Source organism: Vibrio sp. Y176 (genome assembly GCF_033438945.1).
On sequence record NZ_JAWOQS010000003.1, the window covers coordinates 485,193 to 504,349 of the forward strand.

A 19,157-nucleotide genomic window follows, 5' to 3' on the forward strand; every position below is an offset into this window, starting at 1 on the left:
TGTTGTACATACAACAAAATTTACAGTTCTATACGCTTACGAAAAACGTTTATGGTAAAGGTGTTATGAAGTTCTCAAATTTGAAGATTTTGGGTTGGAAATCACATTTTCCTGTGTGCAATTGCAATGGTTAAAAAGCAGCAAAAGTGATGATAAAAGCATCATCACGCTGTACAGAGTTTGTTACCGCTGTCTAGGGGTTATTTGCCCACTCTGGTATACGAACTAAAGTGAGAAAGGAATGTAAATATAGTCGAAATTTCACAAGTCAGGTTCGCCACTTATCTAAAAAATAACCCGCTAAGAAGCGGGTTATTTCGTCAGTGAGATTGCTGTTCTCAAGCTTATACTTTGAACTGACTGACCTGATGATCTAAACGTTGAGTTTGCTCTGACAACATGGCTAAAGAAGCTTGCGCTTGGTTTACGATTTCCACAATTGAAGTGCTACTGTCTGCAATGCCTTGTACGTTGCTATTTACTTCGTCACTTACTGTACTTTGCTGGCTCGCAGCCGTTGCAATGTGTGTATTCATCTCGTTCATACGTGAAATCGCGTTCAAGATTTCAGAAAGGGATTCACTCGCTCGGCCAGCGGACTTGATCGTTTCATCACTGCTATTTTGGCTACCGCGCATCACTTCTACAGCTTGTCCTGCACCAGATTGTAGCTTTTCAATCATGGTTTGGATTTCTCCCGTACTCTGTTGCGTACGACTGGCTAAAGAACGAACCTCGTCCGCTACCACAGCAAAGCCTCGCCCTTGCTCTCCAGCGCGAGCCGCTTCAATGGCTGCGTTAAGCGCTAATAAGTTTGTTTGCTCGGCAATACCACGAATTACATCCAGTACGGACGCAATGTTACTCACATCATGATCCAATGTGTTAATGACGTGGCTTGCGCTTTCGATTTCACTTGCGAGGCTGCGAATTGAGCTAACCGTTTGATCCAAAATAACATTGGTATTGGTAAGTTCATCATTCGCTGTTTGGCTCGCAACCGCAGCTTCGTTAGCGCTATCGCTTACATTTCTGCTTGTGACTTGCATTTCATGCACTGCCGCCGCTACCGCCTCGCTATCTTTTTGCTGAGAAACGGTCGAGTTCGCGATGGTCGTGGTCAACGAGCTAAGATTTGCCATTTCGTTACGTAAGGTATTTGAGCTTTCAATTACCTGAGCGACTGTCATTTGAATTTTGGACACAAACTGGTTAAATGCGTCTGCTAAATTGCCAATTTCGTCTTGTGTTTTTACATCGATTCGCTGACTTAGATCACCTTCACCGGACGCAATTTCTGTCATCGCATTTTTAATATCATTGATAGGCTTCACAACCGTTTGTAACAACAAAAAAGCCATCGCGATAGCGGCAAAAATAACAATCACAATGCCAGCCTCAAGAATGAGTTCTGCTCTTGTTGCAGCCGCTGATATTTCGTCCTTCAATTGGCTTTGCTTTTCTTCTATTGCATCTTTTACAACGTTAAGCTGCGCTCTAACCTCGATAAATTGGTCTTCAAAGGTATGTTTGTGCTCATTGTAGTAACCACGCCATTGAGATTGAGGTAAACGTAGCATCGCCTCATAACTTGCTAACCACTTTTCACCCAAAGAGACAAGCGTTCGAACTTCATTACCATGTGTAGAAGGCATCACACCGGCTTGTGATAGCTCAATCATTTGTTCCATACGTGGCAGTGCTTTGTAGGCGTTGTCTTTGTATTCACCGATGTGATGATCAATATCGTTTTGAGTATCAGAAAGTGCAACACCTTGGATTGCAGATGTTGCTTGGTAAAGATCGCGATAAGCATCCTCAATCGTTAATAAGTTCGGCACGATCTGTTCGTTGAGTGTCTCACTCAATTCAGATTGCTTCCAACTTGTCATAACGTTTAATACAGAGCTCACAATAAACAATCCAATAATCAATGACAGCGGGATCACTATCTTCTGCTTGATCGTTAAGTTCTGGAACATGAATAGACTCTCTTTATTTATGGTATACAAACTGCCGGAAATTATATCAAACAAATAGAGTATACCATTAGGTAAAAGAGGCTATTCAACATGAAATCTAATGACTTTTTGACAAGGGTTCTAATTTCAACAATTAGTTGATTTTATACAAAATTTAACAAAGAGATCTTTTCAAAAGATGCAAATTAAAATGCTCTTTCAAAACGAAAAATATGTAACAGAAAGTGAATTAAAAGGGACCACATTTTGAAGAATAGATCGACTCAATGATTTACTGAGAACACATACAAAACACAGTTCTAGGATTGAGCACCACCGCGGAATATGCAAAGGTCCGAACACTTCTTCTAAAGCTCAAAAAAACCATTGTTTATCTAACGTATTTAAGGGTACTCCTTGATGATGTTAATCGTGATGTTGGCAGACAGGATTCTTACAAGTTTTCGAAGTTAACCAGTAGCGCAGTGAACGATTCAGATTTTCTTGAGCGCCAAGGCAATAAAAAAGTTTGCTATTTTCCTCTCAAGAGACGCATTAAAGAAAATAATGCAACCTAGTCACAAAGTCTTGCTACATCTTCAGAAAAGAATGATGTTGCTAAACAAATCTGGTGCAGCATACACATTGAAGCTAAACTCGTTTAAGGAACTTTTTCATATCAATATGAGAAAACATAGATTTCTCAAAGTTACACAGACCATTCAACGATTAAACTAATGTTAGCGTACCGATACGTCCGAAAACTCCATGCATGAACCATTTAAAAGAGCCAAAATGTTCCAACCCAACTTCGCCTCAGTGGAGTGGCGAGTCGTTTCGCTCGCTCTCCTACTCTCTCTACCTCATACTGCTCATGCGGATCCACTAGATAAGGAAATTAGCAACCTTCTTCAACAACGTTTTTCTATCGCGGTGTTGCTGTCCGATACTGACGCAATTGCGTTTGGTATTGGCGACTTTGATCCGAATGCATTATTTGATACCGCCAACCCAGAGTTCGGGACTGACGAGTCAATCAATGAACGTCGAAGCAAATCCGTATATGTTCTCCCTTACACGACTAACTTTGACATTGAGGGCAGCGAGGATTTACATGAGCTGTCGTTTAAGGCGTTTACGATACAAACAGAGAATGATCTCAAACTATTCGGCACAAGTAAGGATCTTCTCAAGGAAAGGACATACGGCGCGTCGATTGGTTATGGGTATCTATACAAAGCAAGTGAAAACGTCACCCTTAGCACCAGAACGACGACTCACCTTATGCGTTATAAAAACTCATTCTCTACCGATAATAAACTTTCATCCATCATTGGAAGAATCCTAGACGGCCGTGCCGTTAACGTTTCAGCATGGGCGGCAATAGTTCAACCATCCATTAAAGCCAAATACACGTCTCCCACAAGTTGGGGGAAATGGCATGCCAGTTCGACATTGAATTCATTCATTGGGCACAGCTGGGGAAGCGCAAATAACGGCAATATAGGCAACCCTAAAGGTTGGTACCTATCTAATGAAATCACCGGTTACTACAATATTTATCACGGTGAGCAAGCTTTATTTACTGGGATTAAAAGAGTCGACCTTTCGCATGATTTAAGCGACGAACTTGGAAGTCCGCATTACTACGAAGCTTCTATAGGATGGCTATTTTATGCACCAAAGCCCTTTGATTGGTTGGACAATTTCGGCATAGGCGTTAACTTCAACTACGGCTCGACTCTCAGAGGTGGCAGCATTCAACTTTACTACAACAAACAATAACGCTGTCAGTACAGGAACCAGTTGGTAGCATATATAACAAGAAGAACGAGAAGACACAAAAGTAATGGCAGAGTTAGCGTCTTCGCAAACTTTTTCATGAGACTTGGGTTATCAAACACCACACCTTCCGCTTCTCTTACCCTTCGCTCTTCGTCAAAATGCCATTTAATGGCTAAGTAGGCTCCTATCCCTAATACAATAAGCTTAAAAGCTCCAGCAAAGTAAGGAAAGAAATTAGCCCAACTGTCGTTCATTATCCATCTCCATCAAATTCAATATCAGCTTTGCGGTGGCAGAATCCAAGATTCATGTAGAATGCCCCCCTCAAAGTCAGACGCTCTGGCTAGCGCCAGTCTACTGCTCGAGATAGCTGTCCACAACTCTCTTTACCATATAGGCATTTATTAATTATTTAATAAATAACAAGAAAGACACTAGCACACTTGCTGAAAAGTAAGTGTCAGTTTGGATTGAAACTCATCAGGAATCGAAAATGGTCCGCAGTCGACTTGTTGATCTAGTGAAAGCCGAATTACCTAGAGCCAAATCGTTCGCTAGTATAAAAATGTAGCCTATCGCACTTCTGGTCGAGTGCTAACGAACTTATGATGCACATGTCATTAGCAGTGCAATTTTAAGTTTATCAATTAGCTAAAGTTTCCCACCTTAACTGCCAGTAAGTTTGCTGTGTTTGAGATGATCTCGACATGACTAGTGTATAAATAGTATGGAGGTTCAAAGTGAAGGCAAGGCAATTTTCCTTACTAAAAATATTGTTTTTGTAATTTTATTTCAGGATTATCGAAACCATCATAAGGATAATTCGAACTAATCTTAATCCATGCTCCTTCAGTTACATTTGCTTTCTTTTACTCACTTCTCGCGACTATTAGTGGCATTTTGAGACAATTTCCTACACTCCTTTCTTTCCCTTAGTTGATATAAATCATGGTTAGAAGAAAACAGAATCACCTGTATTTCTCGATACATGAATCCAAACTGCCCGACTTTTCGTAACTAAATTACAGATAGACACGATTTTTAGTATGGCACGTTTTTGAGGAACCAAGATGTTAGATACCCTCATACTGTCGCGGATCCAGTTCGCGGCCAATATCAGCTTTCATATTCTCTTCCCGACCATCACCATCGCGTTGGCGTGGATGTTGGTGTTTTTCAAGTGGCGATATAACCGCACACAAGCCCCCGTTTGGCTCGATGTTTATTACTTCTGGGTCAAGATATTCGCTCTCACTTTCGCCTTAGGTGTGGTTTCCGGCATTACGATGAGTTTCCAGTTTGGGACCAACTGGCCAGGCTTTATGGAACGAGTAGGAAACGTAGCAGGACCATTGCTCGGATACGAAGTGATGACCGCCTTCTTTATGGAAGCGACCTTCCTTGGCGTGATGCTTTTTGGGCGTGGACGAGTGCCAGAATGGGTTCATACTCTCGCCACCATTCTGGTTGCTGTTGGGACAAGTATGTCCGCATTTTGGATTCTGGTGCTTAACAGCTGGATGCACACACCAAGTGGCTATGAAGTGATTGACGGTATTGTGCATGTAACCAAGTGGAAGGAAGTCATTTTCAATCCTTCTTTACCTTACCGTCTTCTGCACACGCTATTAGCGTCGGCGCTGACTGCCAGCTTCTTGATTGCGGGTATCTCGGCTTATCAAATAATGAAAAAGCCAGATCACCGCTCAGCCAAACTTGGCTTAAAATTCGCGTTGTTCGCGGCGGCTGGGTTCATCCCGGTACAAATCTTTGTCGGTGACCTTCACGGGTTAAACACGCTTGAACATCAACCTGCAAAAATTGCAGCGATGGAAGGTGTGTGGGAGACCGAGCAAGGCGCACCTCTTCTACTATTTGCGATGCCAAATGAAGAAACTCGCAGCAATGATTTTGAAGTGGGCATCCCTAAGTTGGCGAGTTTGATTCTTACGCATGACTTAGACGGGGAAATCCAGGGACTTAACGAGTTTGCGCCTGACCACCCGCCAGTGAAGCCCTTGTTCTTTGGTTTCCGCGTGATGGTTGGTGTAGGTGTCCTTATGCTGCTGGTTAGCTGGTATGGCGCGGTGAAGCTAACACGCAAAAAAGCGCTACCTAAACCTTACCTATACACAGTATTAGCCATGACGTTCTCTGGTTGGATAGCCACACTGGCGGGTTGGTATGTTACTGAGATTGGTCGACAACCTTGGTTGGTCAGCGGTGTATTGCGAACATCCGAAGCCGTCACCACGGTTGCGAGCAGTAGCGTGATGACTTCGCTCATTATGTACTTAGCCATTTATGCTGCATTGCTGGTTGCGTACATCCATACCCTATTCTATTTGGCGCGCAAAGACGTTGCAGCCCATGAAGTCCCATTGACACAACAAGAGGCCTAATCATGCTCGACTATCTACCAGAAATTTATCTTCTGCTGCTTGGCTTCTCGGTCTTTATGTATGCCGTGCTCGACGGCTACGATCTTGGCGTCGGTATCCTTTTACCGAGTGATAATGAAGCGCAACGTGACCGAATGATAGCGTCTATCGGCCCTTTCTGGGATGCGAATGAAACGTGGTTGGTGTTAGCCGTCGGTATTCTGCTGATTGCCTTTCCTACCGCTCATAGCTTGATTTTGACTGAGCTTTATATGCCGACCGCCATCATGCTTATCGCACTGATCATGCGTGGCGTAGCGTTCGACTTCCGCGCCAAAGCGAACTCGGATCATAAACCTCATTGGGATTGGTGCTTTAGAATTGGCTCGTTAGTCACCGCGCTAACCCAAGGTTACATGGTTGGTCGTTACATCATGGGATTTGAGCAATCAACCGAAGCATTTGGCTTTGCATGGTTAAGCGCACTTTGTGTAACGGCGGCGTATGTTTACATCGGCGGCGCATGGTTGGTACTGAAAACGGAGGGTGATTTGCAAATACGTTCAGCACGTTGGTCTCGTCGTGCTGGTTGGTTAGCAGCCTTAGGAATCTTAGTCGTGAGCGTTGTAAACCCAATTGTAAATCAACAAGTTGCCCTGCGTTGGTTCAGCTTCCCAGAAGTCTTGTTGCTTGCCCCAGTTCCGCTGATTGTGTTGGCGACCATCTTCCTCGTTGATCGCTATTTGCGTCAGGTTCCAATGGTGAATGATCTGGGTGTGCGCTGGCCTTTCTTTGGTGTCACCGTCATTTTCGCCTTGAGCTTTCTCGGTCTTGCGTATAGCTTCTTCCCAGAAGTTGTGCCGGGGTTGATGACCGCACAACAAGCGGCCTCCTCACCTGCGACATTAATAATCGTGGGCTACGGTGTGATGATTGTTATGCCGGTGATATTGCTTTACACCTTTGTGGTATACCGGATCTTCAAAGGCAAAGCGACAGAACTTAGCTACAAGTAGGAAGGTAATTCCTCAACAAAGCGCCGCTGCTCATGCGGCGTTTTTTTGCAGTACTCACGACTAAAGTATCTACCCAAGGCGACTGAGTGGGAACGCTGAGAGAATGTAGCGGCAGCCAGTAGTTTGTTCCTAACTAGAACGAGATAACCGTTTCTCAACTATAGCGATACAGGCACAAAAACAGAAAGAATATTGGATATTACAAAAGGTAGACCACCACTTTAAAACGTTTTGAGTATTTTTTGCGCTCAATGAGGTGCAAGTATACTTATGCTTTTTATGACTTGTGAACACTCAATTGCATGTTATGTTGCTGTTGAAATAGTACATGAAATAAGGACAAGAACATGAAGATAAGATGCAAAACGACGCATAGCATTGAAAAATTTAACCCAGATGACCTCAATCCAAACACAGATCTCTTTGGTATGATTGCTGTTGTATTCGTGTTCATGGCTGTTTTGCTTAGCATCTAGTAGCACTACGTTCATTCTTGTGGCCGTATTCATACCTCATGTGATATGGGTGCTAAATTCTAGATTAAAGTGGATAGGCTAACCCGCACCAATCAGATTATGGCTGCCTCTGTATAGCTTCTTCAATTTTGGCGTTGTATAGAGGTGAGATGTGAATAGTTGGCTTGTAGATAGAATGGCGCTTGCACCTTGAGCACTCTTGTGTACTTTCAATGACGCATTACTTTAGTGCAGATATGAAAAAAGGCCTGATAAATCAGACCTTTTAGAATGTGGCGGTGAGTGAGAGATTCGAACTCTCGATTGCAAGCTACCAAGTATAAACCATTTAATATCAACCACTTAATTATATATAAATTCTAATTTTTGTACCAGTAATTTGTACCAAACAATCGCACGGATTTTTAGAAAGCAGGCATCTTAAACAACCTACCTTCGTCACCTTTATCATTCAACTCACGTATAACTTCATCTTTAGGAAAGTATTGTCTTTGCCCGTTTACGATTGGCAAATCACTATCTAAAACCGTAATGATAAGTTGCAGACCGTTTTGATTAGAGATCTCACGCCAAAGCTTTATGAGCTTCACTTTAATTCGGTCATCCAGAGACTCAAGTAAGCCATCGTGGTAACAAAAGCGATAAAAACTTACCTTAGAGTGTATGAGTAATAATGTGACATCGAATATAGCTGATAATACTCGCGTATAGGAAAAGCCTTCATTAATACTCGTTTGATTTTTTAGTTGGATATCGAACTGTAGATTTCCTTCTTTATTAAGCTCCACATAAAAAAACGCATCCAAGTCTAAAATATTTTCGGCCATTCCACTAAAGATAGTGACAGCACTCTTCAGGATTTCATTTTGGCTTAATTTTGTAGCAGGTTCTAACTTTCTACCTTTCTTTCGTTTTTCAGACTTAGCCTCTTCTAGTTTTTCATCCAAAGTACCAACTAGGTCTAATCGCTTAAGCTTTTCCTTTAATGTAGCTACCCTTGACTCTTCTTTTGATATTTTATTTTGGAGTTCTTTGTACTTCTTAAATACATCTTTCTGAAGCAATAGCTGTGACAATTTTTGTTGTTTCTCTCTTTCGGAATTAAGCTCACCTTCTAGCGTTACCCTATAGGATACAATCTCTTTCTTCGATTGAATTAACCTAGATTTCCTACCTTTAGTCATTTCTTCATTTACAGAAATAAGATCTTCGTATGACCTCTTGAGACCTTCGGGAAAATGTATTTTAACTTCCTCAAATAGCTCTAAAGTTTTTTCAAGATCAAAGTAAAAATCGATTAACAATGATTTATTTATTGCCAATATTTTTTGATCAATCGAGTATAGCTCCTTGGTTAAACTAGATACTCTCGTTGATACCTCATTGACTAGCTCCTTACTAACAACCTCATCTGAAGTCTTAAAATCAAAACTATCAGCAGTAATTTTCATCTTTGTTACTGTTGCTTCAATTCTTGTAATCTCAGCCTCTAAGCTTTGACTGCTATCAGTTGGAAGGTCTTTAATTTGTTTGATTGCGTTATCTAGAGCATCTACCCTTTTGTTTGCCTCAAACTTTTCATTTATTGATTGGGCATCTATACCCAAAATAGACCCTAAATAAGGTACCCAAGAGGCATTTGGTTCTTGACCTGCCCGAACTTTAAAGGTCTCTTCATAATTAGTTTGCTTTCTAAGACAGTACCTTAGACCACTTCTAAAATGGAAACCTGACTCCGTTAATAAAGAAGGACATATTAGACCATTCAATACCTCTTTGGCTTTATCAAATGAAAGGTTGGTATATCCCCAAGGAATATTAGGTTGTCCTGCCATGCTACAAGGCGTAGTTGTAGTTACAATAGATATCTTCCCCGAGACCACCCGCTTAATAGTTAAATATTTATCCTTACCCAGCTTCAGTTCAAGAAACAGTTGCTGACCAGAGAGACGCTCGTTCCTCAGTACGCTTCCTTTTACAACTTTCTTTAGGAAACAGAAATCTATTATATCTACTAGAGTAGTTTTTCCTAAGCTATGCGAAGACTTGCTTTTGTTATTACTAACACTAGCGAAGACAACGTTAATTCCTTCAACAAAAGTTATTGTAGGGAAAACCTCTTCATCACTTGAATATAGTTTATTTAACTTTATCATTGTCATCCTTTAATAGTAAAACTGACTCACTCTCCTTGCAATATCTTACTTTCCCCAAAAGATATAAAAAGCTAACAGCTAATAAGACATCCTGTTCATTTATTTCAGAATATTCATCCTGAGCGAAATCGAGTATTTCATCCAAAGTAGCGCTACATCTTTGTGTTAAAAGATCTATAGCTAAACTAGTTACGTTCAACACGGAATAATTTAGATCCATAAAACGATGAGGTGTTAACATAAATTTTCCTCTTCTGTTTTACGACCAATAAAGCAATTAGCATAAAGGTAATATAAGAACAAAGTGATAGAATCTTCTTTTCCATTGAGTTCTTCAAACTGAGAATCCAATAATGAGTTTTCAATGGAAGCTAGTAATGACTCGAATCGATCAAGTTCGTTAGATGTGGAACGAATATTTCTATTTAAACTTCTAGTTATTTTCCCTACAAGTTTTTGCAAGTCTTCACTTGCTCGCTGCCTAAAGAAAATGTCCAGTTCCATAAAGTAAGGTTCATAATCTCTTGCAATTACATCGTTGTAAAACTCTTGTGATAGATTATTCAGAACATTTTTCTTTTCGATAGAAATTGAGTCGAAATCCCTTGGAGATTGCTCGATATCTTCATAGTTATCAGAAATGATCTCAACTACTTCTCTAAGCTGCACTGGATTAAAGGTTATTGCGCCAACATGAGTTTTAACTAGATGCTTATACACATTGGGATAGTGGTTATGAACGCTTTGGTCTATGTGAATAGATTGCTTCCCAGAACTCCCAATACCCTGACTTTGATGTATACGAACTGGGTCTCGGTTCTCCATAATTTAACTATCCTTGTTTATGGTAATAGTCTGTTTTCCTCTAGATAACGAGCCTTGCTTTTGGTTTATAGTGATTGCATCATTTTTTTTCTTGATCTGGATAACTCCGATCACTAAAGCAACAACAACTCCAAATACCGCTACGATAATCCCAGCTATTGCTAACCAATCTGATGTCATCAAGTCCTTCATTATTCGCACCCTTTTGCTGCAAGTTGTCACATATTACAAGGCCAGTATAATCCTTTCAATCATCTATCTCACTGTGAATACTGAACTTTTAGCTCAGTCACCCTTTCTTTATCAATTCAAGGGACTATGTTCACGTTATGAGATAACAGAACCCATTAAGGCTCATTTTCTTTATCATTACATTGCTTTTATTCGTATCTAAAAATCAAACAGGTATAACTAGCTCAAAACCATTCGTTTTCGAACCTACCCGCATAGTATGAGACAAAAACGTCTCATAAGTACCCTCTTGACATTTTGACCCAGGCTCATAAAATCCATACTACTTTTTCAGAGTGGTATGCGAGGGCTAATGAGTACGAGGACTTATTTCTATTGTCGAGTCTCTACAACAGAGCAGACAACAGCGAACCAAATACAAGCCTTCAAAGACAGAGGATATGAAGTCAACGAAGCTTTTGTAGTTGAAGATGTTGTATCAGGTGGAGTTTGTGCTTTGGAACGTAAAGGCTTCAGGATTCTTATTGAGCACAAGCTTGTTGCAGGTGACACGCTGGTGGTCTTAAAGCTAGACCGTTTAGGACGTGACAACATAGATGTACAACAAACGATCAAGCTTTTGATGGACAAAGGTATCAATATCCACTGTTTAGATTTACCACATAACGACCTAAACAGCCCTGAAGGTCAGTTAATGTTGAAAATGTTTTTAGCTTTTGCTGAGTTTGAAAAAGATCGTATTAGAGAACGAACAATTGAGGGTCAAGCAAGAGCAAGGGCTGAAGGTAAAACTATTGGTCGTCCTGCCAAAGCAAGTGCGGACAAAGTAGCAAAGCTAAGGAATGAAGGATTGTCCATATCCAAAACCGCAGAGAAGCTTAACATCTCTCAATCAACGGTTAAGCGCCTCTACGCAGAATCAAAGAAGAGTAAGGAGAAAAATGGAAACAACAGTAACTAGCAACGCTAAAGAAGTAATTAACGCCTACACAGACGGTTCATGTATTACACAGAAATGCATAGGCGGCTGGGCATTCATACTAACCAGAGCAGACAAAAAGCTAGAACGCTCTGGACACGAAAGAAAGACCACCAGCAACAGAATGGAACTAACGGCAGCAATTAAAGCATTAGAGGTCATATATAAGAAGTATCCGAACAACCCTATAACAGTCCACACAGACAGCCAGTATGTAAAAAATGGCATCACTACATGGATACATAACTGGAAGCGTAATTGTTGGCGTAAGAGTGACAGAAAACCCGTCCTTAACGCAGACTTATGGCAGAAATTGGACGAACTGAACGAATCAATGAATGTTTCTTGGGAGTGGGTAAAAGCACACAATGGTCATCCTCTAAACGAGAGAGTTAACATGCTTGCTTACTCTGCTATTCCACAAAAGTAAAATTACAAAGGTATAACAACATGGAACAAACTACATTAGTTGAAGATTTTATCCTACCAGAAGTTGAACTTAACGAGATAGACAACTATCACCGCATACCTGAAGTCAAAGCATGGTTTGTCTGTTCAATGAAAAATGCAAAGAAAGCGGCAAAAGATGGTGTACCCGTAATCCGAACGCATGTAGGCAACTGGTATGGTCGTCTCTCTTAAAAAATGAACTTTTGTAAATCACATTTTGTGTAAACGTCAGGGGGCGGAGCAATCGTAAGGAAAACAATTTATGTCGAACCTTCCCCCCCTATGGTCGTGGTTTGAGGTGCATTAAAACTTAGTAAAAGAAAGAGATAAACCACCAGCAGTAAAAAACTATGAAACAGTGTATTTTAGAGCAGATAGACCCTAGACAGCTTGTTCTCGATGAAAGGTTTCAAAGCAGACAAACACAGTTAATAGCTAAAAGAGCAGACAGAGCATCTTCAGAAAACAGTAGACAAAGGCAACTCAGAAACATTCTTACCAGTTTAGAGAACGGTAATGGCATTAGGGAACCAATAGAAGCCTATGATATTTACGGTGAGTTGTATGTAGTGAGTGGTTTCCACCGCACGGAGGCATGCCACAAGTTCCTTAAAGACAACCCAAGCCAAAACCTTTTAGTGCCCGTAAAAATTTATCGAGGCTATACAGAAGCAGAGGCTTATTTAGATTCTCTTACTAAGAACGTGGAACACGGTACAGCCTTAGATCAGTCTGAGATATGGCAAAACAAGTTTAAGCAGTCTTTGATGCAGGGGGAAAACCTAGAACCACTTTCAAAGCGCGAAACCGCTAAGTTATTTGATTGCAGTGAAACCCAAGGATTACATATTTTGAACGCTCAGAAGGCCTGTATCGAGGTTGGTTTACCTAATGTGAAAGAGTGGTCGAGTGATTATCAAAAGGCGGCAGAAAAGCTTAGAAAAAAGCTATTAAAGAGATTTGAGGTAATGCCTGACGATTTCGATAAGGATGGGTTTCCAATTATCAGCAGATTATCAAAAGCTTATAAAGGTAATAGGTTTGAGGCTGCTTTATCTGAAGAAGAGTTAGAGCTACAAGAAATCATTTATCAAGAAAGTGCCCTCAAAGAGTTAATCCAAAGAAACCCTATGGCATTTAGAAAGGCATTAAATACTTTAGATAAAAGAGCATTAGGGATTGTCGTAAAGCGTAGTTGGGACGAAAACGAGGTTATTCTAAAGTACGGTGATGGTGACGTTAATGAATACGAGAAATTCGAAGAAAAAGCCACGGTGAAAACCTAGCACTTACACCAGAAAACCCACAGAGAGATCTTAGCGGTATCCCCAAGCTGGTGGCTATCTTTGAGAAAACGCTAGGGTGGTCACTCGTGACCGCTGAGACCTCTAGGTGGTCACTATAGGGGTTTTGAAAGAACCAAAAAACAATAAAACCCCAACAATACAACAACTTAAATCAGTTAAACCAATATACCCTCGAAATAAAACAACTGATAACTATTTATTTAAAGCTTACTTAACCCTAAGCGAGGAAGGCGGTCTATAGCGTCCTTCTTAGCCTTCATATCAACCGTACCGTATGCTGCACCGATATTAGCCGGAGCGTGACCAGTGATAGCATCACTAACAGAATCAACCACTCCTAGGCCACGCAAAGCTGTTCTCAAAGAGTGCCTAAACGAGTGTGATGGCTGCTTGGTTATGCCTAACGTCTTGACCTGCTTACTCCACCACTTACCAATAGCACCAGACCTTTTACCGTGTTTGTTTGGTTTGTGCTCAGGGAATAGAAACTCTCCACAGGACGCCACATAATCCAAAAAGCCCAAATCAATGAGATGATCATGAATCGGTACTTGTCGAACTGACTTAACGTTTTTTACGTTCTGCTCTTCACCCTCACGAACATAAATAAAATGAATACCTTCGTCTGACTGTTGTATATCTGACCTTCTAAGTTGAACCATTTCTTCAATCCGTGAGCCCGTATACCTGCATAGAAGTGGTACCCAATAACAAGCCATGCCATAAGGCTTATTAGCAGTAGCGTCAGTGAATATATCAAACTGAAATAACTGGTTGAGTTCACTAGGGCTAAAGCCTTTAGCTTCGGCAACCGCTGACTTATTCTGCACTTTAGGAAGTGTTACACCTTTGTATGGGTTGACGTCTATCAGACCAAGCTCAACAGCATAGCCAAATACAGGAGAAGTCTTTCTGAGAATAGTCTTAACGGTTGAAGGAGCTATTGTTTCGAGCCCCTTGGTCCTAACAAGCTCAAGCTGCTCAGGTACTGATTTGTTTCTAATCTCTTTAGCTTTAGACTTAGGTAATTGTAACAGGGTATCTTTGTATTTTGAGATATGACCTCTGGTTACATCAGCAACGTCTAGATCCCCTATTATCTCTATAAGACGCTCTATCTGAGACTCAACCTCTGCCAAGGATTGAGAAGCTTTGCCATTAATAGATGCAGACTCAAGGTAACGCTTCAATAGGCTCGAAATGGAGTCCTGAGATGGTTTCAAAACCCTAGACGGTATCTTATCAGGCTTAGACACTGAAAGGGGCTCACTAGCGATTGGAGTGGTCACTGGCTCATACCCAAAGTCTCGCTTGTGACGAGCCAAACAGAGAGACTCAACTCGACGGGCGTAATCGTAAAAAGCGTAAACCATACGTCTATATGAAGCGCTTGTCTCACATACAACTAAACCTTCTATCTTTAGCTGTTCTTCAATGAAATCTTTCAAGCCTTCCAAAAGCTCTTGGTATTCTTCTTCAGTAGCTTTTGACGCATCTAGACCACTAAACTCAAATGTGTCAGACAAGCCGAATACGTGGAGACGCTTATCGCCCTCAACGCCATACCATTCATATCGAAGATAGCAATCATAGTTACCATTACCATCAACCTCATCTTTGACACGCAGATACCAACGCTCGGCAATGATCGCGCAATCACGGACATTAAGCTCAATATCAGATGAATTAGATAGCTTTAAATTAGCGAAATCGATTTGCTTGAGCGCATCATCAAGATGCTGAGGAAAGCGCTGCTTTGCTTCAGAAAGGTTTTTCGTTTGAAGAGATTTCTTGAAGACTGTCTTACCGATTATAGGAACCAGCTTTTTGGGGACAGCCATTCTAAAGTAGTAAACACCAGTTTGGGGATGCTTATAAGGACTTGCCATGATGTTCGACATTGTACCTACTCTTTGTACCAGTAGGCAGCTTACATTAAAACACCAAACCCCTGTATTATAAGAAGTTCTTACACTACAAGGGCTTATAGAATGTGGCGGTGAGTGAGAGATTCGAACTCTCGATACGTTGCCGTATACACACTTTCCAGGCGTGCTCCTTCAGCCACTCGGACAACTCACCGAATCAAATTTTGGTTAGCATCATTGGCTAACGAGGCGCTAATTTAATGATTATGTGCCTGATGGTCAAGGCTAAACATAAAAAAAAGCGCCCTTTTCGAATCGATTGCTCACTAAGTAACTAAATTGAGCAAAACTGGGGCATTTAGATGCTTTGAGAATAACCGGGAACACGGAACCAACGGCGGCACATGTCCAGGAAGTACCCATACAACACACCCATGCCACAAGAAATAACAGCGTTACTTGCTACTGCGGTCACAATTTGATCTGTAGACGCGCCAACTGCGAATAAAATACCCGCATAAACTGGAGATTGAAATAGTACATAAGCGACCAGATCAGAGATATTCTTCATAAAGGAAGACGGTGACACCTTACTACCTTGATGCAGCACCCAATCACGAAAAACCCCATACGGCCAAGCAATGGCGATATTCACTGGAATCGATAGCGTACGCGATGCTAGAGATTGCTCAAATGTCATCCCTGAAATCAAAATCTCGACAATCATCCCTGTGATAAAGCAAAAAACAACCATAGCAAAGGTATCCGCTGCGGCGTGACGAATACAAAATGGTCCACGAGACTTCATTTACAAAACCCTTAAAATCAAACACTGCAATTAATGAAAATAATAAAACTATTAACCAGAAAAAAGACATCAAGCCAGTTAATGATGCAATTAGAACACACAAAAACTAGCTTATGGTCCTGTATTTAAAATTAAGTTGTAAATTTATAACCAACTTTTAAAGTAAAAGTAGTTTTTTTCACCAATGGCGAGTAAAAACGCCTAAAATTACGTAAAAATGGTACAAAAACACGGATTTCACTTACATAAAAAGGGGTTACGATAATTATTTTGACGTAAAGTTAGAACAAAACTCGGACTGTAAACAGCCACTCCTATAGCTTATGCTACCGAGCTGCGAAAATTCAGAGTATTACCGATATAATCACAGTAGAAGGGCTTGCTGTTTTACTCGTAAAAGTGAAACAGCAAGCCTGTTCATTGCAGGTTAGAAGAGTTTGTGACGACGCTGGATGACGTATAAATAGTAAGAACAATTCACAGTTGCGCCATATTGATTCAGTTATGGTGAGGCCAGCAAAATCGTTAATGTATCGATATCATCTTGGTCTGGGGATTGCTGACGCTTTAAGTTACTTCTTATCCGTTCGGCGACTGAAGAAACGTCGTCACTGAGTTCAAGGGGAGCCTCCGCAATGATCGCTGAAATAGCCTCAAGTGCTTCATTAAGATGTCCACTATCTAGAGCGACATAGAAGTTGAGTAACCACTTTTCAGCATTAAAGCTATCTGCTGCATTTCCATCAAAGTCCGATTGGTACTGATATAACTGTGTCGCATGAAGATACAGTGCATCATTTAATTCAGACTCCACTATTGGTTTCGCTATTATGTGGTCTGCTCCTACATTAATCATACGCTCTTGTGTTTCTTTGAACACATCCGCTGTACAGCCAAAAATCAGTACCGACTTAGCAGGTGAACTCATTGCTCGAATGGCTGATATGGCCCCAACGCCATCTAGAACAGGCATATGATTATCCATCAGTATCAAATCAAATGGTTTGATCGCAACCTCATCGACTGCAAGCTGACCATTTTCGACACTTGTGCACTCAAAGCCCTTGGCTCGGAGGAAAGTTTCCATAATGATCGCATTTGTTCGGTTGTCTTCAACAATGAGTGCTTTCAACCCTTTACAGTTCAATTTATGTGTATTGATTGACTCTACTTTACCCGGCTTGCAAGGTGTAAGGGCAATTTCGACAGTAAAAGTCGTTCCAGCGTCCTCCTGACTCTCTACAACCACTTGCCCACCCATATGTTCCGCGATTTCTTTGACTATTGCTAAACCAAGCCCTGTACCACCAAACCGTCTAGTCGTTGATGACTCCGCTTGCTCAAAAGGACGAAAAATGCGTTTTTGTGCCTCTTTTGAAATACCAATTCCTGTATCTTTTACCTTTAGTATCAGCTTGGTGCCTGCCTTACTCGATTTCTCGGCTAGCTCTACCTCTACGATGCCACGATCGGTGAACTTAACAGCGTTATTGAGTAGATTGAACAGTACTTGACGCAAACGGGCTTTGTCATTGTTGTACCAACGACCCGTTGGTAAATGCGAGACTACTCTAAAGCGAAGACCTTTTTCTGCACATAGAGTTTGATAAACACTCTTGATACTGCCGATAATCGACTCAATTGGGAAAGGCTTATTTTCAAACTCAACATGCCCTTGTTCAATTTTTGAGTAATCTAAAATCTCATTGAGTAATGTCATCATGTGATCACCTGAATCATAAAGTGTTCTCAGGTGCTTACGCTGCTCATCGGTAAGTGGTGTTTTTAACAGTATCTGGGCAGTTCCTAGTACACCGTTCATTGGTGTGCGAATCTCGTGGGACAATGTGGCTAAGAATGCCGTTTTAGCGTTTGTCGAAGCCTGAGCTTTTATTCTCTCCTGCTCTAAATAGATCGTCTTTTCATTGAACTTCTCGATAAGCTGTCCGATTTCGTCATCGCTATCGTAGTCAATATCTATGATCCCACCAGTTTTCGAGTCATCAATCTTAGCGGCAATGCGAACAATTGGTTCAACAATATAGCGATTCAGTAAGTAGTAACCGACCAAGACACACAAGAGCAAAAATGGAATGATCCTCCCCTCAACGCTCATCACTTGTTCAAACACTTGATCGGCGACTTTAGCTTTTGCGTTGACAACTTCCATGCGCCAATCAAACTCTCCGAAATCAAGCTCGCTGACATAAATTTCATCCGTCAGTTGAAAGTTGTGTTCAATAATCACGTTTGAGTCAGCATCGCGAACCACTACCCCCAAAGAATGCTGGTTCGTGTGCTCTCGAATAAACTGAAAAAGTGCATCAAGTGATAGGTCTACCGTTACAACTCCAGCGAATCGACCGTTTTGGTAGTACGGAGAAGACGCGGTAATCATCTGGACCTGAGTAAAGGTATCGATGTAAACCGTAGACCAACTAACAGAACCTACCGGAGCATCGGCGGCAGCGACATACCAGGGTTCATTATCATAACCGCCAGATTCGGGGTTATTGTAGGAGTGAATTTGGTCAATACCACTATCACTGTTTTTATTGAAGAATAGACTTTTATATCTCCATTGTTCTGCTTTGAGTTCGGGTTTAGGCCATACGCCACCACTAACAAGCATCTTGTCACTCAATTGAAGTATATGTGGAATTATTGTGTTGAGAGATTGAATATTTTCAGTCCCTTGGGCTAGCCCTACTAAGCTGCTCAATACACCTGTAGAACTGAGGAGGGGCTCTTTTATCTCAAGAGCCAGGAGTTGGGTACGTAACTCTAGGTTTTGCTCTAGCTTTTGTCTAACCGGTGGCTCAACAACCAAATAGGCGACAGAACCGATAGTGGCGATAAAGAAGCACAGGTAAAGTGTTAGGGCGACAATGCTTTTTTTTCTAAGTGATGAGCGAATTTCCATAGATGTGTGAATCATTCCCTAATATCGATT

At 41.2% G+C, this 19,157-nt stretch carries 17 protein-coding genes and 2 tRNA genes; 8 read left to right on the forward strand and 11 right to left on the reverse strand.

Going from position 1 to position 19,157, the window contains the following annotated elements; translation table 11 throughout:
* Window positions 1-344: 344 nt before the first annotated feature.
* On the reverse strand, window positions 345-1,982 hold the full coding sequence (locus tag R7O13_RS10530) for a methyl-accepting chemotaxis protein (RefSeq protein WP_053307463.1): 1,638 nt from the start codon (window positions 1,980-1,982) through the stop codon (window positions 345-347).
* A 774-nt stretch (window positions 1,983-2,756) separates the two neighbouring features.
* Between R7O13_RS10530 and R7O13_RS10535 the strand changes: the two genes are divergently transcribed.
* Window positions 2,757-3,746 carry a Solitary outer membrane autotransporter beta-barrel domain gene (locus R7O13_RS10535; protein WP_104978953.1) on the forward strand — a complete coding sequence of 330 codons (990 nt, stop codon included), beginning with the start codon at window positions 2,757-2,759 and terminating at the stop codon, window positions 3,744-3,746.
* Between the two features lie 5 nt (window positions 3,747-3,751).
* Here R7O13_RS10535 and R7O13_RS10540 read toward each other — a convergent pair whose 3' ends face one another.
* The gene (locus R7O13_RS10540; RefSeq protein WP_262658442.1) at window positions 3,752-4,000 is read right to left on the reverse strand and encodes a hypothetical protein; all 249 of its coding nucleotides are present in this window, start codon (window positions 3,998-4,000) and stop codon (window positions 3,752-3,754) included.
* 816 nt (window positions 4,001-4,816) lie between these two features.
* Here R7O13_RS10540 and R7O13_RS10545 point away from each other — a divergent pair.
* The 3 genes from R7O13_RS10545 (at window position 4,817) to R7O13_RS10555 (ending at window position 7,619) form a co-directional block, all read left to right on the forward strand.
* Window positions 4,817-6,148 carry a cytochrome ubiquinol oxidase subunit I gene (locus R7O13_RS10545; RefSeq protein WP_318303805.1) on the forward strand — a complete coding sequence of 444 codons (1,332 nt, stop codon included), beginning with the start codon at window positions 4,817-4,819 and terminating at the stop codon, window positions 6,146-6,148.
* Between the two features lie 2 nt (window positions 6,149-6,150).
* Entirely contained in the window at window positions 6,151-7,143 is a 993-nt protein-coding gene (locus tag R7O13_RS10550; protein WP_138940014.1) for a cytochrome d ubiquinol oxidase subunit II, read from the forward strand.
* 347 nt (window positions 7,144-7,490) lie between these two features.
* Window positions 7,491-7,619, forward strand: a complete 129-nt coding sequence (locus R7O13_RS10555; protein WP_258453793.1) for a hypothetical protein — start codon at window positions 7,491-7,493, stop codon at window positions 7,617-7,619.
* Between the two features lie 273 nt (window positions 7,620-7,892).
* On the opposite strand, the gene R7O13_RS10560 is transcribed toward R7O13_RS10555, so the two are convergent.
* The 5 genes from R7O13_RS10560 to R7O13_RS10580 all read right to left on the reverse strand — a co-directional run bounded on the left by R7O13_RS10560 (window position 7,893) and on the right by R7O13_RS10580 (window position 10,792).
* A tRNA-OTHER gene (locus tag R7O13_RS10560) sits at window positions 7,893-7,967 on the reverse strand.
* A gap of 56 nt (window positions 7,968-8,023) precedes the next feature.
* Window positions 8,024-9,775, reverse strand: a complete 1,752-nt coding sequence (locus R7O13_RS10565; RefSeq protein ID WP_213866942.1) for a DUF2326 domain-containing protein — start codon at window positions 9,773-9,775, stop codon at window positions 8,024-8,026.
* The gene (locus R7O13_RS10570; protein ID WP_213866943.1) at window positions 9,759-10,016 is read right to left on the reverse strand and encodes a hypothetical protein; all 258 of its coding nucleotides are present in this window, start codon (window positions 10,014-10,016) and stop codon (window positions 9,759-9,761) included. The genes R7O13_RS10565 and R7O13_RS10570 overlap by 17 nt, the downstream gene beginning before the upstream one ends.
* Complete coding sequence (locus tag R7O13_RS10575; protein ID WP_213866944.1) at window positions 10,010-10,600, reverse strand: ABC-three component system protein; 591 nt, start codon at window positions 10,598-10,600, stop codon at window positions 10,010-10,012. The genes R7O13_RS10570 and R7O13_RS10575 overlap by 7 nt, the downstream gene beginning before the upstream one ends.
* Window positions 10,601-10,603: 3 nt before the next feature.
* The gene (locus R7O13_RS10580) at window positions 10,604-10,792 is read right to left on the reverse strand and encodes a hypothetical protein (RefSeq protein WP_213866945.1); all 189 of its coding nucleotides are present in this window, start codon (window positions 10,790-10,792) and stop codon (window positions 10,604-10,606) included.
* A gap of 352 nt (window positions 10,793-11,144) precedes the next feature.
* Between R7O13_RS10580 and R7O13_RS10585 the strand changes: the two genes are divergently transcribed.
* The 4 genes from R7O13_RS10585 (at window position 11,145) to R7O13_RS10600 (ending at window position 13,507) form a co-directional block, all read left to right on the forward strand.
* Window positions 11,145-11,753, forward strand: a complete 609-nt coding sequence (locus tag R7O13_RS10585; RefSeq protein ID WP_005459841.1) for a recombinase family protein — start codon at window positions 11,145-11,147, stop codon at window positions 11,751-11,753.
* On the forward strand, window positions 11,734-12,201 hold the full coding sequence (gene rnhA, locus R7O13_RS10590) for a ribonuclease HI (RefSeq protein ID WP_152915238.1): 468 nt from the start codon (window positions 11,734-11,736) through the stop codon (window positions 12,199-12,201). Before R7O13_RS10585 ends, rnhA begins: the two co-directional genes overlap by 20 nt.
* A 20-nt stretch (window positions 12,202-12,221) precedes the next feature.
* Complete coding sequence (locus R7O13_RS10595) at window positions 12,222-12,413, forward strand: hypothetical protein (protein ID WP_152915237.1); 192 nt, start codon at window positions 12,222-12,224, stop codon at window positions 12,411-12,413.
* Window positions 12,414-12,571: 158 nt separating this feature from the next.
* Window positions 12,572-13,507, forward strand: a complete 936-nt coding sequence (locus tag R7O13_RS10600; protein ID WP_140339975.1) for a hypothetical protein — start codon at window positions 12,572-12,574, stop codon at window positions 13,505-13,507.
* Window positions 13,508-13,728: 221 nt separating this feature from the next.
* Here the strand turns inward: R7O13_RS10600 and R7O13_RS10605 are convergent, their stop codons facing one another.
* The 4 genes from R7O13_RS10605 to R7O13_RS10620 form a co-directional block, all read right to left on the reverse strand.
* A complete protein-coding gene (locus tag R7O13_RS10605; protein ID WP_140339977.1) occupies window positions 13,729-15,429 on the reverse strand; it encodes a site-specific integrase in 1,701 nt (566 codons plus the stop codon).
* Between the two features lie 93 nt (window positions 15,430-15,522).
* Window positions 15,523-15,610: transfer RNA gene (locus tag R7O13_RS10610), tRNA-Ser, on the reverse strand.
* A gap of 144 nt (window positions 15,611-15,754) precedes the next feature.
* Window positions 15,755-16,204 (reverse strand): L-alanine exporter AlaE, encoded by a 450-nt coding sequence (locus R7O13_RS10615; protein WP_054575116.1) that lies wholly within the window; start codon window positions 16,202-16,204, stop codon window positions 15,755-15,757.
* Between the two features lie 502 nt (window positions 16,205-16,706).
* Complete coding sequence (locus R7O13_RS10620) at window positions 16,707-19,127, reverse strand: hybrid sensor histidine kinase/response regulator (RefSeq protein WP_318303816.1); 2,421 nt, start codon at window positions 19,125-19,127, stop codon at window positions 16,707-16,709.
* Between the last annotated feature and the right edge of the window lie 30 nt (window positions 19,128-19,157).

Excerpts from the sequence above, each read along its gene's own strand:
- R7O13_RS10565 (WP_213866942.1), bottom strand. The coding sequence starts at position 9,775 with ATGATAAAGTTAAATAAACTATATTCAAGTGATGAAGAGGTTTTCCCT.
- R7O13_RS10580 (WP_213866945.1), bottom strand. The coding sequence starts at position 10,792 with ATGAAGGACTTGATGACATCAGATTGGTTAGCAATAGCTGGGATTATC.
- R7O13_RS10595 (WP_152915237.1), top strand. The coding sequence starts at position 12,222 with ATGGAACAAACTACATTAGTTGAAGATTTTATCCTACCAGAAGTTGAA.
- R7O13_RS10570 (WP_213866943.1), bottom strand. The coding sequence starts at position 10,016 with ATGTTAACACCTCATCGTTTTATGGATCTAAATTATTCCGTGTTGAAC.
- R7O13_RS10575 (WP_213866944.1), bottom strand. The coding sequence starts at position 10,600 with ATGGAGAACCGAGACCCAGTTCGTATACATCAAAGTCAGGGTATTGGG.
- R7O13_RS10545 (WP_318303805.1), top strand. The coding sequence starts at position 4,817 with ATGTTAGATACCCTCATACTGTCGCGGATCCAGTTCGCGGCCAATATC.
- R7O13_RS10620 (WP_318303816.1), bottom strand. The coding sequence starts at position 19,127 with ATGGAAATTCGCTCATCACTTAGAAAAAAAAGCATTGTCGCCCTAACA.
- R7O13_RS10615 (WP_054575116.1), bottom strand. The coding sequence starts at position 16,204 with ATGAAGTCTCGTGGACCATTTTGTATTCGTCACGCCGCAGCGGATACC.
- R7O13_RS10555 (WP_258453793.1), top strand. The coding sequence starts at position 7,491 with ATGAAGATAAGATGCAAAACGACGCATAGCATTGAAAAATTTAACCCA.
- R7O13_RS10550 (WP_138940014.1), top strand. The coding sequence starts at position 6,151 with ATGCTCGACTATCTACCAGAAATTTATCTTCTGCTGCTTGGCTTCTCG.
- R7O13_RS10605 (WP_140339977.1), bottom strand. The coding sequence starts at position 15,429 with ATGTCGAACATCATGGCAAGTCCTTATAAGCATCCCCAAACTGGTGTT.
- R7O13_RS10600 (WP_140339975.1), top strand. The coding sequence starts at position 12,572 with ATGAAACAGTGTATTTTAGAGCAGATAGACCCTAGACAGCTTGTTCTC.
- R7O13_RS10540 (WP_262658442.1), bottom strand. The coding sequence starts at position 4,000 with ATGAACGACAGTTGGGCTAATTTCTTTCCTTACTTTGCTGGAGCTTTT.
- R7O13_RS10530 (WP_053307463.1), bottom strand. The coding sequence starts at position 1,982 with ATGTTCCAGAACTTAACGATCAAGCAGAAGATAGTGATCCCGCTGTCA.
- rnhA (WP_152915238.1), top strand. The coding sequence starts at position 11,734 with ATGGAAACAACAGTAACTAGCAACGCTAAAGAAGTAATTAACGCCTAC.
- R7O13_RS10535 (WP_104978953.1), top strand. The coding sequence starts at position 2,757 with ATGTTCCAACCCAACTTCGCCTCAGTGGAGTGGCGAGTCGTTTCGCTC.
- R7O13_RS10585 (WP_005459841.1), top strand. The coding sequence starts at position 11,145 with ATGAGTACGAGGACTTATTTCTATTGTCGAGTCTCTACAACAGAGCAG.